Origin of the sequence: Phaeobacter sp. NW0010-22 (assembly GCF_040365955.1) — a bacterium.
In the GTDB taxonomy this organism is placed as follows: Bacteria; Pseudomonadota; Alphaproteobacteria; order Rhodobacterales; family Rhodobacteraceae; genus OMPR01.
Genome location: NZ_BAABWT010000004.1, coordinates 33,494 through 55,627, shown reverse-complemented (window position 1 = coordinate 55,627; position 22,134 = coordinate 33,494). Strand labels below are relative to the sequence as shown.

The window sequence follows — 22,134 nt, the reverse complement described above, 5'->3', positions numbered from 1 at the left end:
ACCCTTAAGGCTTGCCCCTCAAGTCTCTCAATAAGACTTTAGGATTTCTAAGGCCTCGGCATGGATCTCGGGGTTGGCAGCAGCGATAGCGCGGCCACCCATATGGGCCGGACTGCCCTGCCAATCCGTGACAATCCCCCCTGCGGCTTGTACAACGGCAATGGGCCCTTGTATATCATAGGCGTTCAATCCGGCCTCGATCACAAGATCAACTTGCCCGGATGCCAGCAATGCATAAGCATAACAATCCATACCATAGCGTGTTAGCTTGGCATGTCGGGCAACTGCATGAAACGCAGCGCCTTCGTCCGCGGTGCCTACTTCGGGGAAAGTTGTAAAAACAATCGCTTGGCTCAGCGGCGCTGCTGATCGTGTCGTCAGGTTCTGAATTCCCATAGGGCCGGTCATACGGGCCACTTCGGGCGACCCAACGAACCGCTCACCAATATAGGGTTGGTCAATCGCCCCTAAAATCGGCCCCGTATCATCTGACAACGCGATCAAAACACCCCAAGTTGGCGTCCCGCTGATAAACCCGCGTGTTCCATCAATGGGATCCAGCACCCAAGTGCGCCCCGATTGGCCCGGCGTCTGTCCGAATTCTTCACCCCAAATCCCGTCCTCAGGTCGGTGGTCTGCCAAAATAGCACGCATCGCCAGTTCGCCCGCCCGATCCGCCACGGTAACAGGGTCAAAACCGGCTTCCAGTTTGTTTTCTGCAGTTAATCCGGCTTGGCGGAAAAACGGCAAAATGGCCGCACGCGCAGCGTCGGCCATTTTGTCTAAAACTTCGAGGTCTGTGAGCTTTGCAAATGTCATATCAATCGATTGCCATTCGCACACCTAAATTTCAAGTACTTGTGGCTTGATCAGGCCACATCACTCAGAACACGGGCCAATTCAAACAACCGGCGGCGCTGATTTTCTGGGATCGCGTAATACGACCGCACCAAATCCAGCGCTTCTTTATCGCCCATCAGATCTGCAGGGACACCGGGCTTACCGGATCCTGATTTGGCAGTGTCGTCCAAACCCTCAAAGAAGAAACTGACCGATACGTCTAGCGCGTCGGCAATATCCCATAACCGTGATGCACTAATGCGGTTGGCACCCGTCTCATATTTCTGAATCTGCTGGAACTTGATACCGACCTGTTCAGCAAGTTGCTGTTGGGTCATGCCAATCAACCAACGACGGTGTCGCACACGTTTGCCCACATGGACATCAACCGGATGAGTCATGGGTTTTCTCCTCTGTTTCACTGACAACCGTCCGGGATTCAACACGTTGGGCACGGCTCTGCACAACTTGCAGGAACCACATTAAATTTCCCCTAAACTCCCAAAGCACGACCCGAACCGCACCACTTTATATATATTACGAAAACCGCACCTAAATTCAACCCGGTTGTTTCCGGTTGGGTCTACACATATTTGTGGTTGCACTTCACAAACCTTTGACCCTTTGAAGTATTCAGATTTTCACGGACACCCTTCGATCCGAAACGATCCCAGCATGAGCCTAAGTTCAGGAAATTTGACTTTACATCACATTTGACTGCTTATGCGCGGGAAACAAAGGGGAAATCAGATGCGAGCTTATCACATTTCCGGATCAAATCAGGCTGCCGCCCTGGTGGAATTACCGACCCCAGAACCGGGACCAGATCAAATACGTATCGACATCAAGGCCTGCGGATTGAACTTTGCAGACCTCCTCATGCAAAAAGGAACCTATCAGGACACCCCTGAGGTGCCTTTTACACTAGGGATGGAAGTTGCCGGCGTGGTAAACGCAATCGGCTCTAACGTGCATCAAGTCTCAATCGGAGATAGAATCGCTGTCTATTCCGGTCAGGGTGGATTGGCTGAACAAGGCGTGTTTGATGCGAACCGCAGCGTCCCCCTTCCCGACGCCATGAGTTTTGAAGACGCCGCAGCCTTTCAGATCGCTTATGGGACCAGTCACATGGCCCTTGATCACCGCGCTCGTTTACAGCCCGGTGAAACCCTTTTGGTGACCGGCGCTGCAGGTGGCGTTGGCCTCAGCGCAGTTGCAATAGGCAAGCTGTTGGGCGCGCGCGTCATTGCCCACGCGCGCGGACAAGACAAGCTTGCCGTGGCTAAAGCCGCCGGAGCTGATCATCTGATTGAGGATTCCGAAGATCTGCGTGCGCGGGTCAAGGAACTGGGCGGGGCCGATGTAGTGTATGACGCCATTGGGGGCGATGTATTCAAAGCCTCGTTTCGCGCCACCAATCCCGAAGGCCGACTGCTCCCGATTGGGTTCGCAGGCGGTGACGTGCCCCAAATCCCCGCCAACCACCTACTGGTCAAAAACCTGACCGTGATTGGCTTTTACATCGGCGGATACCTAAACTTTCGCCCCGAAGTGGTTCGCAACAGCTTTGAAACCCTGATCGGCTGGTATCTTGAGGGGAAGTTCAAACCCCACATCTCGCATGTCTTGCCATTGGATCGCGTGGCTGAGGGCATGCAATTGCTCAAGGATCGCAAATCCACGGGCAAGGTGGTCATTACGCCCTAACAAACTCCGAAAGGCACGAAATTCCCTCACGCCATTCACTACAGCGGTCATGGCGTGAAAGGCCCTTACAGGCAAATGACCACGGACCAAAGGTGAGGTCTCTATGGACCGACATGCAAACGGTTTTGAGGTCCTCCAATGCCAGCTCCTTCAGCTGACCGCTTTCAGATGTGTCCCGCGCAACAGACGGAAACTGTCTCGCACCATATTCACCAGCGCCTCGGTCACCTGCCCCTTGCCGTTTTCATGCGCATACAGATTGATCTTGTGGACGGCCAATTCTGGCAACACCCCACCCGCGTCTATCTGCACCAAATGTGGAGGTTCCGTTCCCTCCAACATTGCGTGAATGGCTAGATCCGCACTCACAGTCGCCTCGATCGTGCGGTCATTTTCCGTTTCAACCGCCAAATCCCATGGAATTCCGGCGTTATCCAGCGCCTCGATCACGTTCGAGCGGAACAGACACCGCCGCCCCAAAGCCAAACGCAACGGGCGTTGCCGCCAGGCTGAACCATCAGGCGCCCCGATCCACCGCAAGGGCAGCTCTGAAATCGTCTCGCAGCCAGGGTATGATTTGGCCTCGGTTGTCAGAATAATATCGCACTCGCCCTTTTCGAACTGTTCTTTCAGCAACTTAGAATGCGAGGACAGCAGTTGCACTTTGACCCGTGGGTAGGCCGCATTGAACTGCTTTAGCACGCGCGGTATGGCGGGATAGACGATATCGTGGGGCACGCCCAGGACCACCTCGCCTTCAAACGCCTGATCTGTCAGCCGTCCAATCACCTCATCATTCAGCGCCACCATGCGCCGGGCATAGGCCAACAACTGATCCCCTGATGCGGTTAGCGCAATGCCACGCCCGGTGCGATCCAGCAATTCCAATCCCAACAGCTCTTCGAGCCGCTTAAGCTGCATGGAGACTGCCGATTGGGTCAAATTCAAAAAGCCAGCCGCCCGCGTGACGCCGCCACTGTCCGCCACCGCCACAAATGACCGCAGTGTTGTGATGTCGAGATTTCGCATTATCACGATCCTTGATGAGTCAAATCATAAACATTCGTTTTCATAATGAACCACAGGATGCCATATACATCAAGGAAATTGATTAAAGACCCTGCAACCATCAAGAAACACGGAAAGGACACATCCTATGACCCTTATGACAGCGAACCGCCCTTGCGCCCCCAGCCGTTTTTCACTGCTGCGCGTGCTGACCAGTGCTCACGGTACATGGCGTCAGCGTCAAACCCTGCGGGCACTCGATGCTGATGCGCTCAAAGACATTGGCATTTCCAAATCCGAGGCACAGGCAGAAGCCAAGCGCCCGCTTTGGGATGCCCCTGAAACCTGGCGCTGCTAACACCACCGGGCAACGCCCACCCCAGCCTTATCCCGACCAGACAGCGGCGGTTTGCAACAGACAAACCGCCGCTTTGTCATGTATTTATGCTATCAATCACTTCGGAATTACTTGAATTTTCCCCCAACCTCTCCGATATTCAAATGGAAGGTTGCTGACTCCGCTTAGCGACCACAGAGTTTTGGATGGAGACCTTGAATGGCACAATTCGACACAATCCGGACGGCGGCCGGCACCCGCACGGCTGAGATTGACGCGGGCCTACGCGCCCACATGAACAAAGTCTACGGCACTATGTCCGTCGGCATGCTTATCACGTTCGCTGCGGCTTGGGCCATTTCTGGCCTTGCTGTAACGACCGATCCTGCAGGTGCCTCTGCTCAAATGCGCGAAGGTCTGTACCTGACGTCGTTTGGCTATGCCATCTATGGCTCTGCTCTTAAATACGTGATTATGTTCGCCCCACTGCTGTTCATCTTTGGCTTTGGAGCTGCGATCAACCGTCTTTCAGCTTCTGCTGCACAGCTTTTGTTCTACACATTCGCCGCAGTTATGGGTCTGTCGATCAGCTCCATCTTTCTGGTCTTTACCGGTCAGTCGATCATTCAGGTCTTCTTGATCACTTCAATCGCCTTTGCTGGCCTTTCGCTGGTGGGTTACACCACCAAAAAAGACCTGTCCGCAATGGGCACATTCTTGATCATGGGTCTGATCGGCCTGATCGTCGCGTCGATCGTCAATATCTTTCTGGCGTCTTCCGCCGTCACGTTTGCGATCTCAGCGATTGGTGTTCTGATCTTTGCTGGTCTGACCGCATATGACACCCAGAAAATCAAAAACACCTACTTGGAAATGGCCCACTCAGGCGACCAAGAATGGTTGGGTAAAGCGGCGATCATGGGCGCCCTCAGCCTCTATCTGGATTTCATCAACATGTTCATGATGTTGCTGCAGCTGTTCGGCAACCGCGAGTAAAGCTTACTCACACCTGCTAGAGACACAGAAAGCCTGCCTAGATTTTGTCTTGGCAGGTTTTTTTCATTTTCTAATGGTGGCTAATTCGAAGGATTATAAGTTCAAACTAGAACTTTCGTGGATCGCGCCATTCCTCTGCTGCTTCTGATAAAACGGACCACAAATGTATCACCTCTAATTGGCGGTCTCTACCAAGCGCAACTTTCCACATCTACTGTTTCATCTCTTTTGGAACTCTACATGTCACTGTTTACTGTAACCCTTAAACTCAGCGCTCAAAGCAAAACCCGCCCCCAAGTCATCAGCAACCTACACAACCCCAAAGCACCGATATCGCCCCTTCTCCAGCTGCCCTACTGCCCTAGGCCGAAACAATTAGTGCAGCGGTATTGGCGGAAAGGCCTAAAAAGATCACAAGCAGATAATTCCAAGAGAGCGATTGTACCTAGGATCCCTGATTTGGGCTGCCTGCGGTCTTAGCGCGAACCAGTGTAGTGCTCCCAGGCGGCGACACTCGCGCTGCACCGCAATAAGCCCGCCCTATCCCCAATTCGACCGATTCTGCAAATCGCACGAATGTCAGCTATGGTCTTGCAAAGTTTAAATCAGCATCTGCGCCACCTGATGCGTTTCGTGCCTCCGCTGCGCCACCTTAGGCAACTGCAAAATAAGGGATTTTCCCGTACTGCAGGATGTGTTTTTCGGGATCACGAGTTCACCGCAAGCGACTAAATCGTCAATGAGACACAGGTGCCCCATCAACGCACCAGCACCAGCCTTCGCTTCCTCAACAGCGAGGCTGTAGAGCGAGAACTTTGGACCGTTTTGTACATTTTTAACTGGCATTTCGACGGCCTCGCACCAAGTTTTCCAATCGTCCACCCATGTCTGATCATGAAGAAGCGTGAGACTATCGAAACCTTCATTTGCAAAACGATCCAATAGGACTGGGGAGCAGACAGGGACAATGTCGTCGCTGCAGATAGAGATTTGATTGGCCGTCCCATCTGGCTCACCAAAGAAGATCGCTAGATCAAACAACTCGCGTGACAAACTTGGTGCCGTTTCTAACGCGGTTACGGAGAAATTGATCATAGGGAGTTGCGCCCTGATTTTGGCAAGGCGTTTCGGCAACCAGAGTTGAGCAATCGACGGGAGGGCCGCGATCTGAAAATCTGGATTGGGATTGAGGTTCCGCAAGGCGCGTGTGGCATTGGCCACGCCGTCAAATGCAGCAGTGAAGTCTGCCACAAGCGCTTGTCCGGCTTGCGTCAACACGACGCCCTGAGCGTTTCTTCGGAACAATGGCATTTCTGACCAAGCCTCCAAAGACTTAACATGCTGCGAGATTGCTCCAGGGGTCACATTTAACTCCTCGGCGGCGGAAACAAAGCTCACATGTCGCGCGGCAGCTTCAAAAGCGCGCATAGCGCTCAAGGGAGGGCCTTTAGGTCGTTTTGGTGCGACGGTCATATCTAGCCTTAGTTTTTCTACGGTCAGAAATAGCTATTCTGGTTTGCGTTGTCACCCATGGTCACTGACACTAAGCGAAACAAAGGAGAACTGGCCATGACACTTGCACATCGGGACTGGGTGCCCACCGACAGCGAAACCCTTGTTCAAAAGATTGCGCAAAATGCTGCGTCTCAAACCTCTGATGCCATCATGGCTCGGCTTGAGCGTCTCTCTGAGGAGAACCGTCAGATCCATGAAGAAGAATGTTTCAACCTCAACCCTGCTACCAATGTGATGAACCCGCAGGCTGAGGCGTTTCTCTCTTCCGGCATAGGATCACGTCCGTCTCTCGGATACCCCGGCGACAAGTATGAGATGGGTCTGGAAGCAATCGAAGAGATTGAGGTCATCGCCGCCGAGCTTTGTGCCGAGGTGTTTGACGCACAGTTTGCAGAAATTCGCGTGCCGTCCGGGGCGATTGCCAACCTTTATGGCTTCATGGCAACATGTAAACCGGGTGACACGATCATCGTACCACCTGCGAGCATCGGCGGGCACGTCACGCACCATCTGGCGGGCTGTGCCGGGCTGTACGGCCTTCGCATTTTGAACGCCCCGGTGGATGCCGACCACTACACGATTGATCTGAATCAGTTGCGAGACATGGTACGCATTGAACGGCCCAAGCTGATCACCGTCGGTTGTAGCCTTAACCTGTTTGAGCATCCTGTTGCCGAAATCCGAACTATTGCAGACGAAGTTGGCGCCAAGGTCATGTTTGACGCGGCCCATCAGTGTGGAATTATAGCAGGCCGTGCCTGGTCCAACCCACTGGCCGAAGGCGCGCACTTCATGACGATGAGCACCTACAAAAGCCTCGGAGGGGCGGCAGGTGGTTTGATTGTCTCGAATGACGCTGAAATGGCAAAGTCTCTCGACACCATCGCTTTTCCCGGTATGACCGCGAATTTTGATGCCGCAAAAGCGGCAGCTTTGGCCGTGACCATGCTAGATTGGCGAGACTTTGGCCAAGCCTATGCAGCCGAGATGATTGACATGGCCCAAACCCTTGCCAAGGCATTGGATGCCGTTGGCGTTCCGATTTTCTCTGGGAAAGACGGATTTACAAACTCGCATCAGTTTGCTGTCGAGGCAAAAGGGTACGGCGGTGGACAAGCCGCAGCGAAGCAATTGCGCAAGGCCGGCTTTCTGGCTTGCGGAATTGGCCTTCCCATTCCTCCGGTAGAGGGCGACTTAAATGGGTTACGGATAGGGACGCCGGAGCTTGTTAGATGGGGTATGACGGTAGCGGACACAGATCAGTTGGCCGATTTGATCCAACGTGGGCTCAAAGGCGACGCGATTGCAGAAGAAGTTGCAAACTGGCGAAAGCACTTCTCAAAGTTGCATTTTGTGCATTGAGCCCAGCATAGCTGCCATTGGGCACAATGCGCCTAATGGCGGCAGCGACCGCTGAGCAGCCATACAGCTTGACTTAATGCCGGAAGTCGATTGATCTGCCCATAAGGAGACTGCTTCATGATGATCTACGGTTTGAATACGTGCGCTGTTACCCAAAAAGCTCGGAAGGCGTTAGAGGCAGTGGGTATGAATGTTGAGTTTCGAGATGTACGTGCTGACCCGTTGAGCGAAGCAGAACTTGCCGAGTTGATTGCTCAATTTGGGGATCGTTTGGTTGACCGAACCTCGAACGATTGGCGAGGGCTAAGCGATTGGTTGAAGCACTCGGAAGCAGAGGATCAACTTGCAGCCAAACCTAAATTGATGGCTCGCCCAGTGATCCGGAATGGCGATACGTTCCATCTCGGTTGGGATGAAGTGGTACAGAAAGCTTTGCTTCCGAGTGAATGACTGAACGGGCAGATTTGAGATTGACCGTGAAGACAACTGAATGAGTTGTTTCAACAGAGTTGATGTAGGATCAACGCCCCTTTGTCAGCGTTTGTCTTCCACAATACCCAGCGCATAGAAGGCAACATGGCACGATATACGGCCACCAAATTAAACAGCACTAGATAGACTGGCTTTCAGAGATCCCCAGACATTGAGAAACTTCATTCTTGGTCATTCCTTGGCTCACCAACGCAGGGATCTGTTGGACCTTCAATCGGGCAGTAGGTTTCCTGGCTTTTTACCACCCTTCAACTTTTGCCTTGGCGATACCTTCACGCAGGCGGTCTGACATCATGCGCCTCAACTGTGCTTTCGGGACGCCCGCAGTATTCGCAAGAAGGAACCCCTGGCGCCCTTCTTTGCAGTTAAGCCGAAAGGGCCGCTTCGACGCTGTAGCCAAAGCCTACAAAGACTGCAATCTGCGCAAGTCCGCCACGCGACACTGTCCCGAATAGTTAAAGGAAGATCCATCATACGTCGCGCCAAATGGCTGAGGTACAGGTTTCGCGAATTTTTTGCCCAATAGCCTTGGTGGCTGTGGTGCGACCGTAGACAGCCAACAGCCCCCAAAAGCGCAGTGAGGATCGCATTGACCTGCTGCGTGGATTCGGGGACATAGATTAGGGCTACATTCAACCCCATCAGGCCGAACACTGTAGGTGCGGTGGCGATCACCGCGCCCCAGACCGTTTTTGAAGCCAGAAAGCTTTTCACATCGTTCAAAGGCTTTCCTTTCGTGGAAGTTTGGACCGTTTGTTACTTAATCCGTGGATTGAGAATTTGAGGGGATGGGTTCCGGAGCTTTGCGTGGTGTCGCTGCGACGGGGGCTGGAATGGCCGCAGCATCTCGCGCAAGCCACACGGCGCGATCAATCAGACAGATTTAGCGGATATGGACGCCGGGTTGATCGCCCATTACACACCGGGTCCAACCTCCCTTGAAGGTGTCCCAATGTTTCAGGCCGCCCAGGAACCGCATGCGGCGTTGACACAGGCGCTGGATCAGATCAGCCGTGTCAGCCTGTGTCACTGCGGCTAAGGTCTGAACCCCCATCACACCATCCACTTGAACGCCTAAGGTGCGCTGCAAATCCTTTGCCGCCCGTCCCGTCCCGGAATTCTCCGCATAATCCGCCATTGCATAATCCAGCCTCGCAGGCAGATCCGCCGCGCGCGCACCATCGAGATATTGAAACTCGTTAATCTGTTCTGCCACGTGCTTGGTGATCCTGCGCACCGGGCGTTTAGGTTTGCCCTGTTTGAGGTTCCACGCATCAAAGGTGCGCTGTGTGATGCCCCGGTCGGTTGTCCCGCCGAGGTCCCGGGATGGTTCACATAGCCCCCCTCAGGCAGCCCTACCCACGCTTTGATCCGGGGATAGTTCGCTCGCGTGATGTTTCTCCAATGCAAAACGCCCCGCAGGCGGGGTTGTGTAGTGACTTTGGTTTGCGGTGTTGCGGTTAGCGGGTCGGTGTCATCTGCACGCATTGCAGGAGTTGAGGATGCGGTCGGTTGTTTTCTCCGAGCTGCGATTACAAATCCCGCATGCCCCGCGACAGGTGCGTGTGTGATGCACTCCGCGTCGCGCTCTTGGCCTTCCGTGCCGCCAGCCGGTCGCGTTTGTCCACCTCTGCTGCCACTTGGATTACGGCCTTATTCAAGTCACTTTCCAGCTCGCGAATGTCACTCGACATCGTGGCGGTTTGGGTGCCAACCCAGATCCCAGCCACCACCAGAACGGAAAGGATGATCCACGCCAACCCTTTGCAGATTGTCACCCCCCGGTCGCTGTTCTTGATCACCTTGCCCATCTAGTCCCGGCCTTCTTAAATTCAGAATTTTGCGACAAGATCGCCCCCTCTATCCGGCAAGGCACCCCAGGCAGCTCAATCGGGCCGTCATCGGGTGTGATGGGTTGGATAAACAGGGTAACATTGGGCACGTTTGCCCCTAGCGGCTGCTCTCGGGAGGAATTGCCTTGGAAAACCACAACTCCAAATTCACTTCAAATCTCTAACTTAGAACCCAAAACAGAGGTTAACACAGATGTCTTTTAAACTTTTCCTTTGGGACATTAGCGAACCGCTATATGTTCCTTGCCTGAATTGGTCGGGCAAAGGCTCAAACCGGAGATTTCCCACTGGAAATGCACCCAGAAATCTTAAACGCATGAGAAACTACATGCTCAGTACGGATCGGACCTTCTAGTTCTAAAGATGGTGAGCCTCAAGAATCCCGCGCTCAGAAATGCCGGAAGCTGACCCAGCAGCTCGAACAGTGATGGCCATTGCTAGGGAAACCGAAAAAAATAGCTTGCCGACTTTGTAATCGGCATCCGCAACCAGTTCGAATTCTCGCTTCGCGCTGTAGATGCACGGGGCCAATGGCTTGCAACGGGTGAACTCGGGGGCGGCATAGTTTGAAATGCCTGGCGTTGGCAAGATCGTTGACATGGGACTGTACGATCACGCGCCAGCTCATTTCCAAAAGGTTATAAGCAAAACCGTCAAACACTTAGCGTAACTAAATAAATTCGAAGTAACCTTGCTCCCTGACTTCTGAGACCGGCTGATTTCAATTCACCCAAAAAACCCGGTTGGGTCGATAGTGATAGCCCACCGTGGGCTGCCCTACACCAACGATAGATGGTCACCGGCTTGGGCTCGCATGTGTAAAGGCGCAAAGGTTCCCGAAAACATCGGGTTGATGGATCTAAGAGTGGGTGGCGTTACCGAAGCCAAGAACCTCGGAGCATATACCCGAAAATTGCAAGATTTTGCGCAACACGGCAACATTTCAACCACATCCAAATACATGAAGGACAGGAGGCCAAGCGAAAACAAGGTTGCGGAGTTGCGCCAAGCCAAGAGCTAAATCAGAACTTTTGATCCAACACTGATCCGAGCTTGCTTCAACACAATGCGATTTTTGCGAAGTCATTGACTCAATGGTACCAACACCCCGGCTCGAACGGGGAACCTCCTGATCCACAATCAGAAGAATGTGCCTATAAATCAAGAAAGTTAGATCAAGCTTTCAGAGAAACTGTCCAATCCCCCTTATGCCTATGTGATTCCTGACAAGAGATATGATAATTCCCACATTTGAATTCGATAACCACGTTGGTTACTTGATAGTGATAATCCTTGTTGCAGTTACCCGCCCATAGGGAACCGGCTAACAAACCATCGCCATGATAATCCCCAAAAAAGCTTAAAGACCCTGATAGTTCCTAGGCAGCCCTTTTTTAGGTCATGTCCGATTATGACTGGGATTAGCCATCCGCAGCGGACAGCAGCTTCGCCCAGATGTCGAACTTTGCTAAGTCACGCGATCGGCCGTTAGCCGACCTTGAAAGCCGTTTACAAATGCAGCGATTGCAGCCCGTATAGCGGACTTTCGCTGCGGCTACTCACCTATGATTTTGGCGAAGGTTTGGATCGCGGCCGAAACCGGTATTCACCAAAAGCGGTTCAGTGTCAGCTTAGGCCATTTGTGCCGTTCTTACTGTCTCTCAAGCTGGTCTCTTGGCTTTGCTCTATCCAAGAAGACGCCAAACACAGCAACCAGCATCCCAACCCAAACGATCGGTGGCATGACTCCTCCGAGCACCACCTAAGCAACAGCAGCTGCGCCCGGTGGCACGCGGAAAAAGAGGGCAGATACTTTCTACAATTCCCCGGCTCGGATCATGGCAAGCAACAAGCCGGTGGCGCTGAACGAACTGGAAATTATGAGATAAACAAGCGAAGCAATGAGCTGCCAGCTTCAAGTGACCAGCTTGCTTTCAAAGGCAAGCATGAAAGGCGTAACCTCCAAATTAGCCCGCCGAAAACCCAACTAGATTTGACGTGACAGGATGGTGCGAGACGCCAAAACGCTTCTCCCACAAGGTTCCACCGCTGATCCCGATCAAGGCGAGTGCCGCAAAACAAAGCCCGCCGGGGGCGGCGTAGCAATCTCTGACTTCGCGGTGATTACAAAAACTGCTCCCGTTAGTCCAAGAGCCAATCCAGCCCATTGCCGTCAGTTCACACTTTCCCCTGCCCAACGCGGCGCGATCAAGCCGGTAAGAAGCGGCTGTATGGCTAGGATCAGTGCCAGTATTCCAACTGACAACCCCGCGTTAAATGACATGTAGCACATGTCAAAATACATGGCTTGTAGCAGAAACCCAACGATGACCAGATGCACCCACTCTGTTGATGATTTTGAAAGCGGTGGGCGCAGGATGGCGAACAATCCGGTCATCATCAACACCAAGCAAGCGCAACGCAGCCTTTCAGAATTGGCAAAAGTGCAGTCGCTTTTTGCGTCTCCGCTTAACGGACGGATTAAAGTTGGTATTCCTGACGATTTTGATGAAGGCGTGTTGGAACGCGCACTGACAGAATTCAGCCGATCAAATTGGGGCGTAGATGTCGCGGCGACGTCAGGGTCGCACGGCAGCCTTCCCAGATACAATATGTAAAGGTGAGTTGGACCTTACAGTCTGCTCTGCGATCAGCACCGTCCCCGGAGACGTCTTACGCGAACAGCAGGCCGTTTGGGTTGCCGGCAAAACGCTACAACTCGATGCGCACGCCTCAGTCCCGCTGGCCATCATAAATCATGGGTGTTGGATGGGCGAATTGCCGAAGACAAAACTTGATGAAATTGAACGTCCGTACAACGTTGCCTTTGAATGCACTGGGATCATGAGCGAAAAAAAGCGGCAATTCGCGCCGAATTTGCGGTTGGAATTTTATATAAAAGCAATGTCGAAATCGGCATGACGGTGCTCACACAAACACAGCACTTTCCCCCTCTGCCGAAGTTCAAACGCTCAATCGTGATAGCTCCTGATGCACCGCGGGACCTTGCGCAGGCAAAGCCCCGGGCGATCCAGCAAGCGGTTTAAAACGGCAGGACTTGAGGCATGCCAGAGTTCGAGAAAACCTGGTGGTTCTTAATGCCGACACTCGTAGTCGGTGCAGCATCGGTGACTTTGGGTTCAATGCCTGCTTGCGGCTTTACAGCACCTGAATTTGCACAAAAAGGCCACCGCCAACCTTCTGATCTGCCTCACCGGATACTCGGATGCCCGGTTCGTTCTAGACTAATATGGGTCCTGGACCAATCCGACGCCATCAACTTTACTTTCTCAATGGGAGATGTCTAGTGCGGCTCACTACCCAAGAAGGTGTGAGATTATGAAGAAATTCACCTGAAAGTCGCGTTTCCCGAAGGTGCCCTCGAGTTTTCAATCTACTTTAGACGGCATTAAGCAAGATCTAGTGAAGGTGGCTGCGACAAAGACTATACTAAGGAGCGAAATTGCAAGCGGACTCTATGCGAGTGATCACCTGTTCGTCCCACTGTCATGACCACAGTCTGTGTTGCAGGACGCGATCGGTTGTTAATGACCTTAGAAGATTGCCAGTCGGAGAGTTTCGCCTCGGGCAAACTAGCCCGAATAATAGGCCTGCTTCCAGTTTCTGAGCCGAGCGTGAGCGACCAAACACACGCATTCAAAAGGGGCACTTGAGGATACAAGAGAGCGAAGGAGTGCAGGTGGCCTCGTTATCTCTGCAAGCGACCAGAGCACAGCCCTCTTCGAGTCGGCGGTTCGTGCCGCGAACCACGCAATGACACTATGGGGTCCAATCGATCCCGTCACGACGCAGCTTGCGGCCACCCGTGATGCGCGCGGCCGTGCCGGTTTTCAATTGCATCAAAATCAGCGTTCAAATGATACGTTGACATGGCCACACGCCAGCAAGATTTTTAAGCTGAAACAGAAAGTCTCAGCCATTCTGAGCGACTTTGGACTTACGAATGCAACAGCAAAGGCCCCAACTCTGCTTGTCTTCGAAGGGCACCCAACTATTTCATCAAAGATGAGAAAAGAGATAAAACTGCCACCAGAACATATCAGCGAAATCATAGAGATGGCGTTGTCAGATCACGTTAGTTTTGCGGATATTAAGGCTGAATACGGGATCAGCGACAAACAAGTAAAAACGCTGATGCGCGATGAGTTGAAAAGCAGCAGCTATAAGGCTTGGCGTAAACGTGTGCGCGATTTTGGGGAGCGCAGGGAAGCCTATAAATAGGTCGCTGCAATTTAGAAGGCCACACATCGATGCCACACGCACCCAGTATTGTTTGGTTCAAACGTGATCTTCGGATCCATGACCACGCTCCTTTGATGACCGCATCACAGTCGAATTCCCCGACCATTCCACTTTACATAGTCGAACCAGAGTATTGGCAGCAGCCTTTTGCCTCACGGCGTCATTGGAATTTCATCCATGATTGTCTTGTAGATCTGAACATTGCTTTAACTGGCTTGGGACAGCCGCTTATTGTTAGGGTTGGTGATGCACGTGACGTTATCGCTCAACTTCACGAGCAATACGGTGTTGGCGACATTTATATGCATGAAGAAACAGGCAATGCTTGGACTTACGACCGAGACCTGAAAATAGAAGACCTATGCCTGAGGCTCAATATTTCTGCTTACGAATTTCCCACAAACGGCGTTGTTCGGAGATTGCGCCGTCGTGATGATTGGTCAAAGATCAGAAACGCGCGCATCGCTGAAAACATCAGTGCGACGCCGGGCAGGCTTATTCCAACACGAGGATGCGTTTCTAACATTCTGCCAGATAAAGATCACCCCATGTTTGGGATCACCCCAATCGGCAAGGTTCAAAGGGGTGGGCGGACAGAAGCGGTCACGGATCTACGAAGCTTTTTGAACCATCGCTGTCAGAAATATATCTACCACATCTCTGCTCCCGGTTTGTCCGACGTTCATTGCTCAAGACTATCCGCTCATCTTGCATGGGGTTCGCTATCTGTTCGCGAGGTCGTACATTCTGTTGCTAAACGCCGTGCCCAACTTTCTCCGATAGAAAAGAAAAACTTTGGGCGTAATCTAAGCGCATTTGGGTCGCGACTTGCATGGCGCTGCCACTTTGTTCAGAAGATTGAGGACCAGCCCGAAATAGAAACTCATTGTATGCATCCGGCATTCGAAGGCTTACGAGAGAGTAACCATGATGAGGCTCGTTATCAAGCGTGGGCGACAGGGAGTACGGGCTACCCATTCATTGATGCGTGCATGCGCTGCTTAATAGCAGAAGGCTGGATTACCTTCCGGATGCGGGCCATGTTGGTGAGCTTCGCCAGCTATCAACTGTGGTTGGACTGGCGCGTCACTGGTCATCACTTAGCACGGTTGTTCACCGACTATGAGCCGGGAATTCACTACAGCCAGCTCCAAATGCAATCGGGGGTGACGGGTATCAATACGATGCGTGTGTATAATCCTATCAAGCAATCTATTGAGCATGATCCAGCTGGCGCGTTCATTCGAAAATGGGTGCCAGAACTTAAGAATGTTCCAGATGAGTTTATTCATGAGCCTTGGACTTGGGAAAAGAACTTGATTGACCAGAGTGATTTCGAACTTGGGCAAGACTACCCAGCGCCAATTGTTGAACATACGCTTGCTGCAAGAACGGCCAAACAAAAGATTGCGGCTATCCGCAAGAACCCGGATTTCCATCTCGTGGCCAAGGCAGTTTTCTTGAAGTTGGGAAGCCGGAAGCCCTCAAAAAAAAGAAAAAAGGCAGAGAGTAAAGATACCAATCAGTTGTCTTTGTTCTAAAAGCCATTGCGAGTGAGATAGGTGTCGCACCAAAAACAGCTAGTGTATTGTTTGATGCTGAGGTCCGTTTTGCCTGGCACATCAACGTTCGTTGGATCCTGCTGCGAAGGCCGCACCCAGCCCAAAGCGGTCCTTGCCTACTGAAACGTCCGGCTGTTTGAGGACACTCTCTGCATGTGATCTGTTCTTCCCAAGATCACTGAATGCGGCCATTCAAAGCTCGCAGGAATTATTGCGGATGCTGTAAGGCAGCGAAGCGCAGATAGCTGGGTTTGCAATTTCCGAGTTACTTCCCGACAGCTGACATTCGTGGGTAAAGCGGCGAACGGCGACCTTGAGCCCACTTTGCTGAATACTGCATTAGACCGAAACGCCCGCTTTTTCGCATACTTTCGAACATCACGATCGGTTTTTCGTATTCGAATGCCATGTCGACTAACGCCGATTGGAAGGCACCTTCAAGGGATGACAATCGTTTGCGCGGACTTCCAGCTAAGCCAGATGTTCTCTCCCTCTGACAGATTTGGAACATCCTGATCGCGCGCGACCATTTTGTAGGTGTGGCTACCACACTGTACGATGCAAGTTGACATGGCTCCCGCAAACATCCGCTGAACCAACCTACCATGAACTTTTGAAAGGCCCTCTTGTTCGGGCTCGGTTGCAGAAATGCTCAGACTTTCGGGACGCACGGCCAAAGCACTGGCTGTTTCCGCGCCCTTTGGGATCTTAATGCTTGGGTTGCCGGACACGTTCAACCGCCCATTCCCATCATTTTCAGCAACGATGTTGGCATCCCCCAGAAACTCAGCGGTAAACCGATCAACCGGGTTGTTATAAACAGAGCGCGGTGGCCCGGACTGAATCATTCGGCCTTCGCGCAGAATACCAATCTTGTCAGACAGGGTCAGGGCTTCTTCTTGATCGTGGGTCACAAAGATCGTCGTGATGCCAATCTCGTGCTGAATGCGCTTTAACTCAACCTGCATATCCACCCGCAGTGATTTGTCGAGCGCAGAGAGCGGTTCGTCCAAAAGCAGGACGCGTGGGTTGGTGACAATAGCCCGCGCCAAAGCCACGCGTTGGCGTTGACCACCGGACAACTGATGTGGTTTGCGATCCCCAAGAGTGCTAAGTTGCACCAACTCAAGCGCTTCGCCAATGCGCCGCCGCTCTTCGTCAGAACTTACTTTGCGAACCCGCAGGCCAAACCCGACGTTGTCGGCAATAGTCATATTTGGGAACAGAGCATAATTCTGAAACATCATGCCGATTTCACGTTTTTCGACCGGGATAAGGTCCACAGATTTGTTCCCGATGTGGATTGATCCGCTATCTGCGAACAGAAAGCCTGCTATTGTTCGTAGCAAAGTGGTTTTGCCACTTCCCGACGGTCCAAGCAGGGCAAAGAAGCCACCATCTGGGAACTCCATGGACACATCATCCAATGCCGTAAAGTTTCCGAATTTTTTGGTGACGTTCTTGACAGACACTTCAGCCATCAGCGTTCTCCTCCGAAGTTCGAAAAGCGTGCCGCGATCAACATCACAACCATGGATACGGAAATGATGATGGTCGATATTGCGTTGATTTCAGGCGTAAAGCCCTTGCGGATCGATGTGTAGATCAGAACCGGCAGCGTGCTGTCTCCGGGCTCGGACAGAAAGTATGATATGACAAACTGGTCAAAGCTGACGGCAAAGGCAAAAAGAGCGCCCGCAATGATACCGGGAACGATCCAAGGGAAGGTAACGCGCCGCGTAACGGTCCATGCATTTGCACCCAAAGAGCGTGCCGCCTCTTCCAAAGTGGCGTCAAAGGTAGCGAGGCGCGCACTGACCACCACGATAACATAGGGAATGGCCAAAGCCACATGTCCGATAATCACGGATGGTGTTCCGCGACCCAGTCCAATGCCAAAGAAGAAGATCAGCATAGCGGTCCCGGTGATAAGCCATGGGATTGCGATCGGAGGGAAGAGCATCACCTGTAGGAAACGCTTGCCGCGAAATTCAAAGCGAAACAACGCAACAGAGGCTGCTGTTCCCAAAACCGTGGCCACAACAGTCGTCACGATTGCGATGGCGATTGAGCGGGTCGCCGCGTCCAAAATCTCGGTGTTTAGTGCCAGTTTTTCGTACCACTTCAACGAAAACTCAAACGGCAATTGATAATATTGCGAGGCGTTGAAGGACATGAAGGCCATGACCAGAATTGGCGCATAGAGAAAGAACAGGATGCTAAGAAGCCAGAGTTTACCCAGCCGCGTGAGCAAGACGCCACTCATGTTTGCGCCCTCTTTAATATGGGACTGGCCACGGCCAGGATTATCAGGACCACGGCGAGCAGAATAAAGGATAGAGCGGCTCCGAGGGGCCAGTTGAAGACGGCAACAAACTGATCTTCAATCACCGTGCCAAAATAGGTTCCAACCCGCCCCCCCAGAATGCGGGGTTCCATGAATGACCCGACAACCGGCACAAAGATCAGCACGGCACCTGCCAAAAGCCCTGGCAAAGACAGCGGCAGGATAATGCGCCACAAAATCGTCAACTTGTTTGCGCCCATAGAGCGCGCAGCATCGATCAGGTTGTCATCAATGGCTTGCAGCGCCAGATAAGAGGTCAGAATGACATAGGGCAGATATGAATGAACCAGCCCGATGACGATGGCGGGGGTGGAGAACATCAGGTTCACATCCACCTCAAACGGAAGAATGGTGTTTAGCGCAATCTCAAGCACGCCGTTGCCGCGCAGAACGATCGCCCATGAAAAAATGCGTACCAGAGAGTTTGACCAAAATGGCAGGATAACCAACAGAAACAGAGCTTCTCGCGAACGTCCCTGAATGCTCTTAGCAAGCACATAGGCACATGGAAATCCGACCAACACGGCGCAGCCCGTTACCATCAATCCCAACTTGATCGATTTCCACAAAAGCTTGGCATAGGTTGTTGTTTGAAAAAACGCCTCGTAGTTTTCAGTGGAATAAAACCATTCTTTTTGACCGAAAGGGACATCGGACAAAAAGCTAAAATAGAACATGGCTGACAGAGGCAGGAAGATTGCCACTGTCAGCCACAGGTATGCTGGGGAAAGCAGGCTGAAAATTTTGATGCGTTGTTGATTAGCCAGCGTCATGGACATCAGAACTCTCCCCGTTTGGTGACTATTGTGCGGCCTTCAACTCTTGCCAAAGAGCAAGATAAGCTTCGCGGTTTTCGGTAGACACCGGGCGCTGGAACTGAACCCGTGCAACAACCTCTGCGTCCCCCAGGACGCGCTTGTTGAACGCGTCATCAGCTAACGCAGCGGCGGCCTTGGAATTGGCCGACGCAGGGGCGCCATCCGCAGCCCACTTCACGTAAAATTCGGGATCAATCATCCAGTTGATGAACGCATGCGCCGCGTCCTTCTTGGTTGAGGACGTTGGGATAGACAGGCCGTCCAGCCAACCAATAGCCCCTTCCTGCGGCACGATGAACTGGACAGGCAAACCAGCGGCCATTGAGCGGCTGGCAGACCCAGACCAGAATGTTGCGACTTCCAGATCTCCAGCCGCCATGAACTGGTTCCAATCATTTTCTGAGCCCCAGTAGGTTTTGATCTGCGGCATCAAGGCTGTAAGTTTGGCTTTTACGGCATCAAGATCTTTAATGTCGTTGATATCCTGACCGGTCGCAATTGCAGCGAATTGCACTGCTTCCAACGCGTCGTCGCGAATAGAAACTTTGCCCGCGTAATCGCTATCCCAGAACACCTCAATTGAGGTCGGCAGCTCTTTGAATTCATTGGTGTTCACAGCAAAGGAAGTCAGGCCCCAAGTCCATGGCACCCCATGCAAAGAACCTCCGGCATTCAAATCAACGTTTTCTGCCATGTTGGCAGGTACATCTGCAAGATTGCCAACCATTGATACGTCAATTGGGCCAATCAGGCCTTCGCTTTGGGCTTGTGGTGTGAAGGCAGCGTTGATCAACACAACATCATAGGCACCCGGATTGGTGCGTAGTTTCGTGAGCATCTCTTGTTCGGAATTAAAGTACTCATGGATCACCGTATGCCCACTGCTTTCGGCAAAAGAGGCAACAGACCAATCAAGATCAGTGCCGTAGCCTTGCCAGTTCAGGACGCGAATTTCATCAGCGCTTGCAGCAGACCCGACTATGGCGACCGCGGCAGCGGTGGAAAGAAAGAAAGAAAGGTTTCATCATCGTCTTCTCCGTGTTGAACTTATTTTGTCTTGCTTGCTCTTTGGCCTGCTTCGTTATTGGCTGAGGACTCGGTTGGTTTGCTCTGCTGTTGGCGCAGTGGCTGGTCCTTTGATGGTTGTCGAAATCGCAGCCGCCGTATTGGCAAATCGTGCTGCGAGTTCTGGATCTCCGGTCTGGGAAAAATTTGCGATAAAGCTGCCTACATGGGTGTCGCCAGCCCCATTGGTATCAATCACCTGCACTGGAAATGCAGGTATCTCGACACAGATTTCGGCCGTTGCGACAACACAACCCGCTGCGCCATTGCGTACAATGGCACCGCCGGGCCGGTCTTTCGCGAGAGCTTTTGCGGCTGTTACCGGATCAGAGTGTGCGGTTAGAATGGCTGCTTCGTGAAGGTTCGCGCTAACCCATTCAGCCCGCGACAACACTACCTGCAAATCATTCGGCGCCAACGACGCAACAATCGGCGCCGGGTCAAACACCAACCCCGAGATCGAAGGGGTTTTATGCAACCAATCCGTCAAAGCGCCGCGGGAATTGCGGTAATGCAAAGCGTAGCCTGAAAGCAGGGTCCACTCAAAATCAACAAAGTTGATCTGAGCAAGCGCCTCGGGCGTGACATGGCCTTCGGCCCCGTCGCTGGCGATAAAGGTGCGCTCCCCGTTTTGATCGATAAGCACCGTACAGCATCCCTGATCACGGTACATGTCCTGGGTACGCAGGAAAGGTATTTCCTCGGCGCTAAGACCTTCCCGAACAAGGTTTGCAAAAGGACCAGACCCGATGGAGCCACCATAACAGACACGCAGCCCTGCCCGCTTTGCGGCAACCATCGCGTTGAACCCACCCCCGGGTGCAATTTTGAAACTGCTTACAATAGCCTCTTTACCGGCAACCGGAACTTGATCGACTTCGTAGAGTAAATCGGCGACGATCCCTGACATTTGCAAGAAGCGCGCAGTCATGAGATGGCCTCACCTTTAGGTTGACCCTGAGATGCACTGCGCTCACGGAGCGTCAAAAGATCTGTAGCGTATTGTTCAATGGGCAACGTGTTTGCCTGGCGAACCTTGACGATTTTGTCGGTAGGAAAACCCGAAACACCAATACAAGCACCTGCCATAGCGCCAGACATCGCACCAATCGTATCGGTATCATCTCCGATATTTGCCGCAATCAGCGTGGCTTTCCACGGATCGCCTCCGGCCATAATAACAACACCAAACGCCGCCGGAATGGCTTCGTGGGAGGCGACAGACGTGCCGATTTTGTCCGCAAATTCCTCTGCTGACACACCGCTGCGCGCGAAAGCAATAGCGTCAGAGATCTTCCGGGCTATCTGACGGTCTCCCTCAGCATAGCCCCGCTCCTGCCCCAGTTCAGCTGCTTTGATCGCTTGCGGGAGTGTGGCATCGAAACTCGAGCCCTCGATACCAGAGTTGATAACCGATGCGACCGCTGCTGCGGCTGCAATCGCTTCGCCAGTATTGTGTGTTAGCCGGCAAGCCAACTCAACCTGATCGATCAACGCGTTCAGCGGCAAAGACGGCGTGGCGACGCCAACCGGCGCGATCCGCATCGCCGCGCCATTGGTTGTACCGTGTCGTCCTGCCTCAGCGGGCGATGTGCCGTTCAACATCGCTTCGAGTGCCGTCTTGGTAGACGGCCCGAGTAGATCGCGAAGCCCACGTGCTCTTACATCGGCTTCCCATGCTATCAAATCTTTGGCCCAAAGCCTTTCGTCAAGCACTCCGTTTCCGTCGATTAACCGAGCCGCCAAAAGCAGAGTTTGTTCGGTATCATCGGTGACTTCTGCCGCGGAAAGACCATGCGACACTGGATGATCGTCAACTGGCGCGACGAAATCCGTGATTTGCCCATAATGACGGATGATATCGGCGCGATTCAGCGTTTGCGACGGCATTCCAAGCGCGTCACCGATCGCCATTCCGATCAGCGCACCACAAGCGCGGTCAAAATCTTGGCTTTGCGCATTCATTTCA

Annotated in this window: 21 protein-coding genes and 1 pseudogene; 9 read left to right on the top strand and 13 right to left on the bottom strand. The window is 52.7% G+C overall.

Translation table 11 applies throughout. From position 1 onward, the window contains the following. Positions 1-27: 27 nt before the first annotated feature. Positions 28-819: a histidinol-phosphatase gene (gene hisN / locus ABWV33_RS09675; RefSeq protein ID WP_353330392.1), complete on the bottom strand. Its 792-nt coding sequence runs from the start codon at positions 817-819 to the stop codon at positions 28-30. 50 nt (positions 820-869) lie between these two features. Next, positions 870-1,241, bottom strand: a complete 372-nt coding sequence (locus ABWV33_RS09670) for a helix-turn-helix domain-containing protein (RefSeq protein WP_113824648.1) — start codon at positions 1,239-1,241, stop codon at positions 870-872. Positions 1,242-1,590: 349 nt separating this feature from the next. Here ABWV33_RS09670 and ABWV33_RS09665 point away from each other — a divergent pair, with 349 nt between their 5' ends. Then, positions 1,591-2,547: an NADPH:quinone oxidoreductase family protein gene (locus ABWV33_RS09665; protein ID WP_353330390.1), complete on the top strand. Its 957-nt coding sequence runs from the start codon at positions 1,591-1,593 to the stop codon at positions 2,545-2,547. A gap of 150 nt (positions 2,548-2,697) precedes the next feature. Here ABWV33_RS09665 and ABWV33_RS09660 read toward each other — a convergent pair whose 3' ends face one another. Next, a complete protein-coding gene (locus ABWV33_RS09660) occupies positions 2,698-3,576 on the bottom strand; it encodes a LysR family transcriptional regulator (protein WP_353330388.1) in 879 nt (292 codons plus the stop codon). A gap of 127 nt (positions 3,577-3,703) precedes the next feature. Between ABWV33_RS09660 and ABWV33_RS09655 the strand changes: the two genes are divergently transcribed. Together ABWV33_RS09655 and ABWV33_RS09650 are read left to right on the top strand one after the other, a co-directional pair. After that, the gene (locus ABWV33_RS09655) at positions 3,704-3,913 is read left to right on the top strand and encodes a DUF1127 domain-containing protein (RefSeq protein WP_121996870.1); all 210 of its coding nucleotides are present in this window, start codon (positions 3,704-3,706) and stop codon (positions 3,911-3,913) included. A gap of 198 nt (positions 3,914-4,111) precedes the next feature. Next, positions 4,112-4,888, top strand: coding sequence for a Bax inhibitor-1/YccA family protein (locus ABWV33_RS09650; RefSeq protein WP_353330385.1), 777 nt, complete (start codon positions 4,112-4,114; stop codon positions 4,886-4,888). Between the two features lie 600 nt (positions 4,889-5,488). Here ABWV33_RS09650 and ABWV33_RS09645 read toward each other — a convergent pair. After that, positions 5,489-6,316: a LysR family transcriptional regulator gene (locus ABWV33_RS09645; RefSeq protein ID WP_353330915.1), complete on the bottom strand. Its 828-nt coding sequence runs from the start codon at positions 6,314-6,316 to the stop codon at positions 5,489-5,491. A 141-nt stretch (positions 6,317-6,457) separates the two neighbouring features. Here ABWV33_RS09645 and glyA point away from each other — a divergent pair, with 141 nt between their 5' ends. Further along, a complete protein-coding gene (gene glyA / locus ABWV33_RS09640; protein ID WP_353330383.1) occupies positions 6,458-7,765 on the top strand; it encodes a serine hydroxymethyltransferase in 1,308 nt (435 codons plus the stop codon). Between the two features lie 117 nt (positions 7,766-7,882). Continuing rightward, positions 7,883-8,215 carry an arsenate reductase family protein gene (locus tag ABWV33_RS09635; protein ID WP_113824655.1) on the top strand — a complete coding sequence of 111 codons (333 nt, stop codon included), beginning with the start codon at positions 7,883-7,885 and terminating at the stop codon, positions 8,213-8,215. Positions 8,216-9,140: 925 nt separating this feature from the next. On the opposite strand, the gene ABWV33_RS09630 is transcribed toward ABWV33_RS09635, so the two are convergent. The 3 genes and pseudogenes from ABWV33_RS09630 to ABWV33_RS09620 all read right to left on the bottom strand — a co-directional run bounded on the left by ABWV33_RS09630 (position 9,141) and on the right by ABWV33_RS09620 (position 10,068). Continuing rightward, positions 9,141-9,395, bottom strand: a complete 255-nt coding sequence (locus ABWV33_RS09630) for a putative peptidoglycan-binding domain-containing protein (protein WP_353330913.1) — start codon at positions 9,393-9,395, stop codon at positions 9,141-9,143. Continuing rightward, positions 9,381-9,590, bottom strand: a pseudogene (locus tag ABWV33_RS09625) (glycosyl hydrolase 108 family protein); the annotation flags it as partial. The pseudogene ABWV33_RS09625 and the gene ABWV33_RS09630, both read right to left, overlap by 15 nt. A gap of 199 nt (positions 9,591-9,789) precedes the next feature. Beyond that, entirely contained in the window at positions 9,790-10,068 is a 279-nt protein-coding gene (locus ABWV33_RS09620) for a hypothetical protein (protein ID WP_353330381.1), read from the bottom strand. 856 nt (positions 10,069-10,924) lie between these two features. Between ABWV33_RS09620 and ABWV33_RS09615 the strand changes: the two genes are divergently transcribed. The 4 genes from ABWV33_RS09615 to ABWV33_RS09600 all read left to right on the top strand — a co-directional run bounded on the left by ABWV33_RS09615 (position 10,925) and on the right by ABWV33_RS09600 (position 15,914). Then, a complete protein-coding gene (locus ABWV33_RS09615) occupies positions 10,925-11,131 on the top strand; it encodes a site-specific integrase (RefSeq protein ID WP_353330379.1) in 207 nt (68 codons plus the stop codon). Between the two features lie 1,306 nt (positions 11,132-12,437). Beyond that, positions 12,438-12,728: a hypothetical protein gene (locus ABWV33_RS09610; RefSeq protein WP_353330377.1), complete on the top strand. Its 291-nt coding sequence runs from the start codon at positions 12,438-12,440 to the stop codon at positions 12,726-12,728. A 1,408-nt stretch (positions 12,729-14,136) separates the two neighbouring features. Further along, complete coding sequence (locus ABWV33_RS09605; RefSeq protein WP_121997182.1) at positions 14,137-14,352, top strand: TIGR03643 family protein; 216 nt, start codon at positions 14,137-14,139, stop codon at positions 14,350-14,352. A 29-nt stretch (positions 14,353-14,381) separates the two neighbouring features. Beyond that, on the top strand, positions 14,382-15,914 hold the full coding sequence (locus ABWV33_RS09600) for an FAD-binding domain-containing protein (RefSeq protein WP_353330375.1): 1,533 nt from the start codon (positions 14,382-14,384) through the stop codon (positions 15,912-15,914). 458 nt (positions 15,915-16,372) lie between these two features. Here ABWV33_RS09600 and ABWV33_RS09595 read toward each other — a convergent pair whose 3' ends face one another. The 6 genes from ABWV33_RS09595 to ABWV33_RS09570 form a co-directional block, all read right to left on the bottom strand. Then, positions 16,373-17,416 (bottom strand): ABC transporter ATP-binding protein, encoded by a 1,044-nt coding sequence (locus ABWV33_RS09595; protein WP_353330373.1) that lies wholly within the window; start codon positions 17,414-17,416, stop codon positions 16,373-16,375. Then, positions 17,416-18,201 carry an ABC transporter permease gene (locus tag ABWV33_RS09590; protein ID WP_121996865.1) on the bottom strand — a complete coding sequence of 262 codons (786 nt, stop codon included), beginning with the start codon at positions 18,199-18,201 and terminating at the stop codon, positions 17,416-17,418. The genes ABWV33_RS09595 and ABWV33_RS09590 overlap by 1 nt, the downstream gene beginning before the upstream one ends. Further along, positions 18,198-19,061 carry an ABC transporter permease gene (locus tag ABWV33_RS09585; RefSeq protein ID WP_353330371.1) on the bottom strand — a complete coding sequence of 288 codons (864 nt, stop codon included), beginning with the start codon at positions 19,059-19,061 and terminating at the stop codon, positions 18,198-18,200. Before ABWV33_RS09585 ends, ABWV33_RS09590 begins: the two co-directional genes overlap by 4 nt. A 22-nt stretch (positions 19,062-19,083) precedes the next feature. Continuing rightward, positions 19,084-20,082 carry an ABC transporter substrate-binding protein gene (locus ABWV33_RS09580; protein ID WP_353330911.1) on the bottom strand — a complete coding sequence of 333 codons (999 nt, stop codon included), beginning with the start codon at positions 20,080-20,082 and terminating at the stop codon, positions 19,084-19,086. Positions 20,083-20,181: 99 nt separating this feature from the next. Next, positions 20,182-21,096: a PfkB family carbohydrate kinase gene (locus tag ABWV33_RS09575; protein WP_353330369.1), complete on the bottom strand. Its 915-nt coding sequence runs from the start codon at positions 21,094-21,096 to the stop codon at positions 20,182-20,184. After that, the gene (locus tag ABWV33_RS09570; RefSeq protein ID WP_353330367.1) at positions 21,093-22,130 is read right to left on the bottom strand and encodes an ADP-ribosylglycohydrolase family protein; all 1,038 of its coding nucleotides are present in this window, start codon (positions 22,128-22,130) and stop codon (positions 21,093-21,095) included. The genes ABWV33_RS09575 and ABWV33_RS09570 overlap by 4 nt, the downstream gene beginning before the upstream one ends. Positions 22,131-22,134 lie beyond the last annotated feature (4 nt).

What these genes read in the sequence shown, in the direction of transcription:
- ABWV33_RS09605 (WP_121997182.1), top strand. Translation starts at nt 14,137, where the DNA reads ATGAGAAAAGAGATAAAACTGCCACCAGAACATATCAGCGAAATCATA.
- glyA (WP_353330383.1), top strand. Translation starts at nt 6,458, where the DNA reads ATGACACTTGCACATCGGGACTGGGTGCCCACCGACAGCGAAACCCTT.
- ABWV33_RS09600 (WP_353330375.1), top strand. Translation starts at nt 14,382, where the DNA reads ATGCCACACGCACCCAGTATTGTTTGGTTCAAACGTGATCTTCGGATC.
- ABWV33_RS09590 (WP_121996865.1), bottom strand. Translation starts at nt 18,201, where the DNA reads ATGAGTGGCGTCTTGCTCACGCGGCTGGGTAAACTCTGGCTTCTTAGC.
- ABWV33_RS09635 (WP_113824655.1), top strand. Translation starts at nt 7,883, where the DNA reads ATGATGATCTACGGTTTGAATACGTGCGCTGTTACCCAAAAAGCTCGG.
- ABWV33_RS09575 (WP_353330369.1), bottom strand. Translation starts at nt 21,096, where the DNA reads ATGACTGCGCGCTTCTTGCAAATGTCAGGGATCGTCGCCGATTTACTC.
- ABWV33_RS09610 (WP_353330377.1), top strand. Translation starts at nt 12,438, where the DNA reads ATGACCAGATGCACCCACTCTGTTGATGATTTTGAAAGCGGTGGGCGC.
- ABWV33_RS09665 (WP_353330390.1), top strand. Translation starts at nt 1,591, where the DNA reads ATGCGAGCTTATCACATTTCCGGATCAAATCAGGCTGCCGCCCTGGTG.
- ABWV33_RS09585 (WP_353330371.1), bottom strand. Translation starts at nt 19,061, where the DNA reads ATGTCCATGACGCTGGCTAATCAACAACGCATCAAAATTTTCAGCCTG.
- hisN (WP_353330392.1), bottom strand. Translation starts at nt 819, where the DNA reads ATGACATTTGCAAAGCTCACAGACCTCGAAGTTTTAGACAAAATGGCC.
- ABWV33_RS09615 (WP_353330379.1), top strand. Translation starts at nt 10,925, where the DNA reads ATGTGTAAAGGCGCAAAGGTTCCCGAAAACATCGGGTTGATGGATCTA.
- ABWV33_RS09620 (WP_353330381.1), bottom strand. Translation starts at nt 10,068, where the DNA reads ATGGGCAAGGTGATCAAGAACAGCGACCGGGGGGTGACAATCTGCAAA.
- ABWV33_RS09645 (WP_353330915.1), bottom strand. Translation starts at nt 6,316, where the DNA reads ATGCGCGCTTTTGAAGCTGCCGCGCGACATGTGAGCTTTGTTTCCGCC.
- ABWV33_RS09570 (WP_353330367.1), bottom strand. Translation starts at nt 22,130, where the DNA reads ATGAATGCGCAAAGCCAAGATTTTGACCGCGCTTGTGGTGCGCTGATC.
- ABWV33_RS09670 (WP_113824648.1), bottom strand. Translation starts at nt 1,241, where the DNA reads ATGACTCATCCGGTTGATGTCCATGTGGGCAAACGTGTGCGACACCGT.
- ABWV33_RS09655 (WP_121996870.1), top strand. Translation starts at nt 3,704, where the DNA reads ATGACCCTTATGACAGCGAACCGCCCTTGCGCCCCCAGCCGTTTTTCA.
- ABWV33_RS09630 (WP_353330913.1), bottom strand. Translation starts at nt 9,395, where the DNA reads ATGGCGGATTATGCGGAGAATTCCGGGACGGGACGGGCGGCAAAGGAT.
- ABWV33_RS09660 (WP_353330388.1), bottom strand. Translation starts at nt 3,576, where the DNA reads ATGCGAAATCTCGACATCACAACACTGCGGTCATTTGTGGCGGTGGCG.
- ABWV33_RS09650 (WP_353330385.1), top strand. Translation starts at nt 4,112, where the DNA reads ATGGCACAATTCGACACAATCCGGACGGCGGCCGGCACCCGCACGGCT.
- ABWV33_RS09595 (WP_353330373.1), bottom strand. Translation starts at nt 17,416, where the DNA reads ATGGCTGAAGTGTCTGTCAAGAACGTCACCAAAAAATTCGGAAACTTT.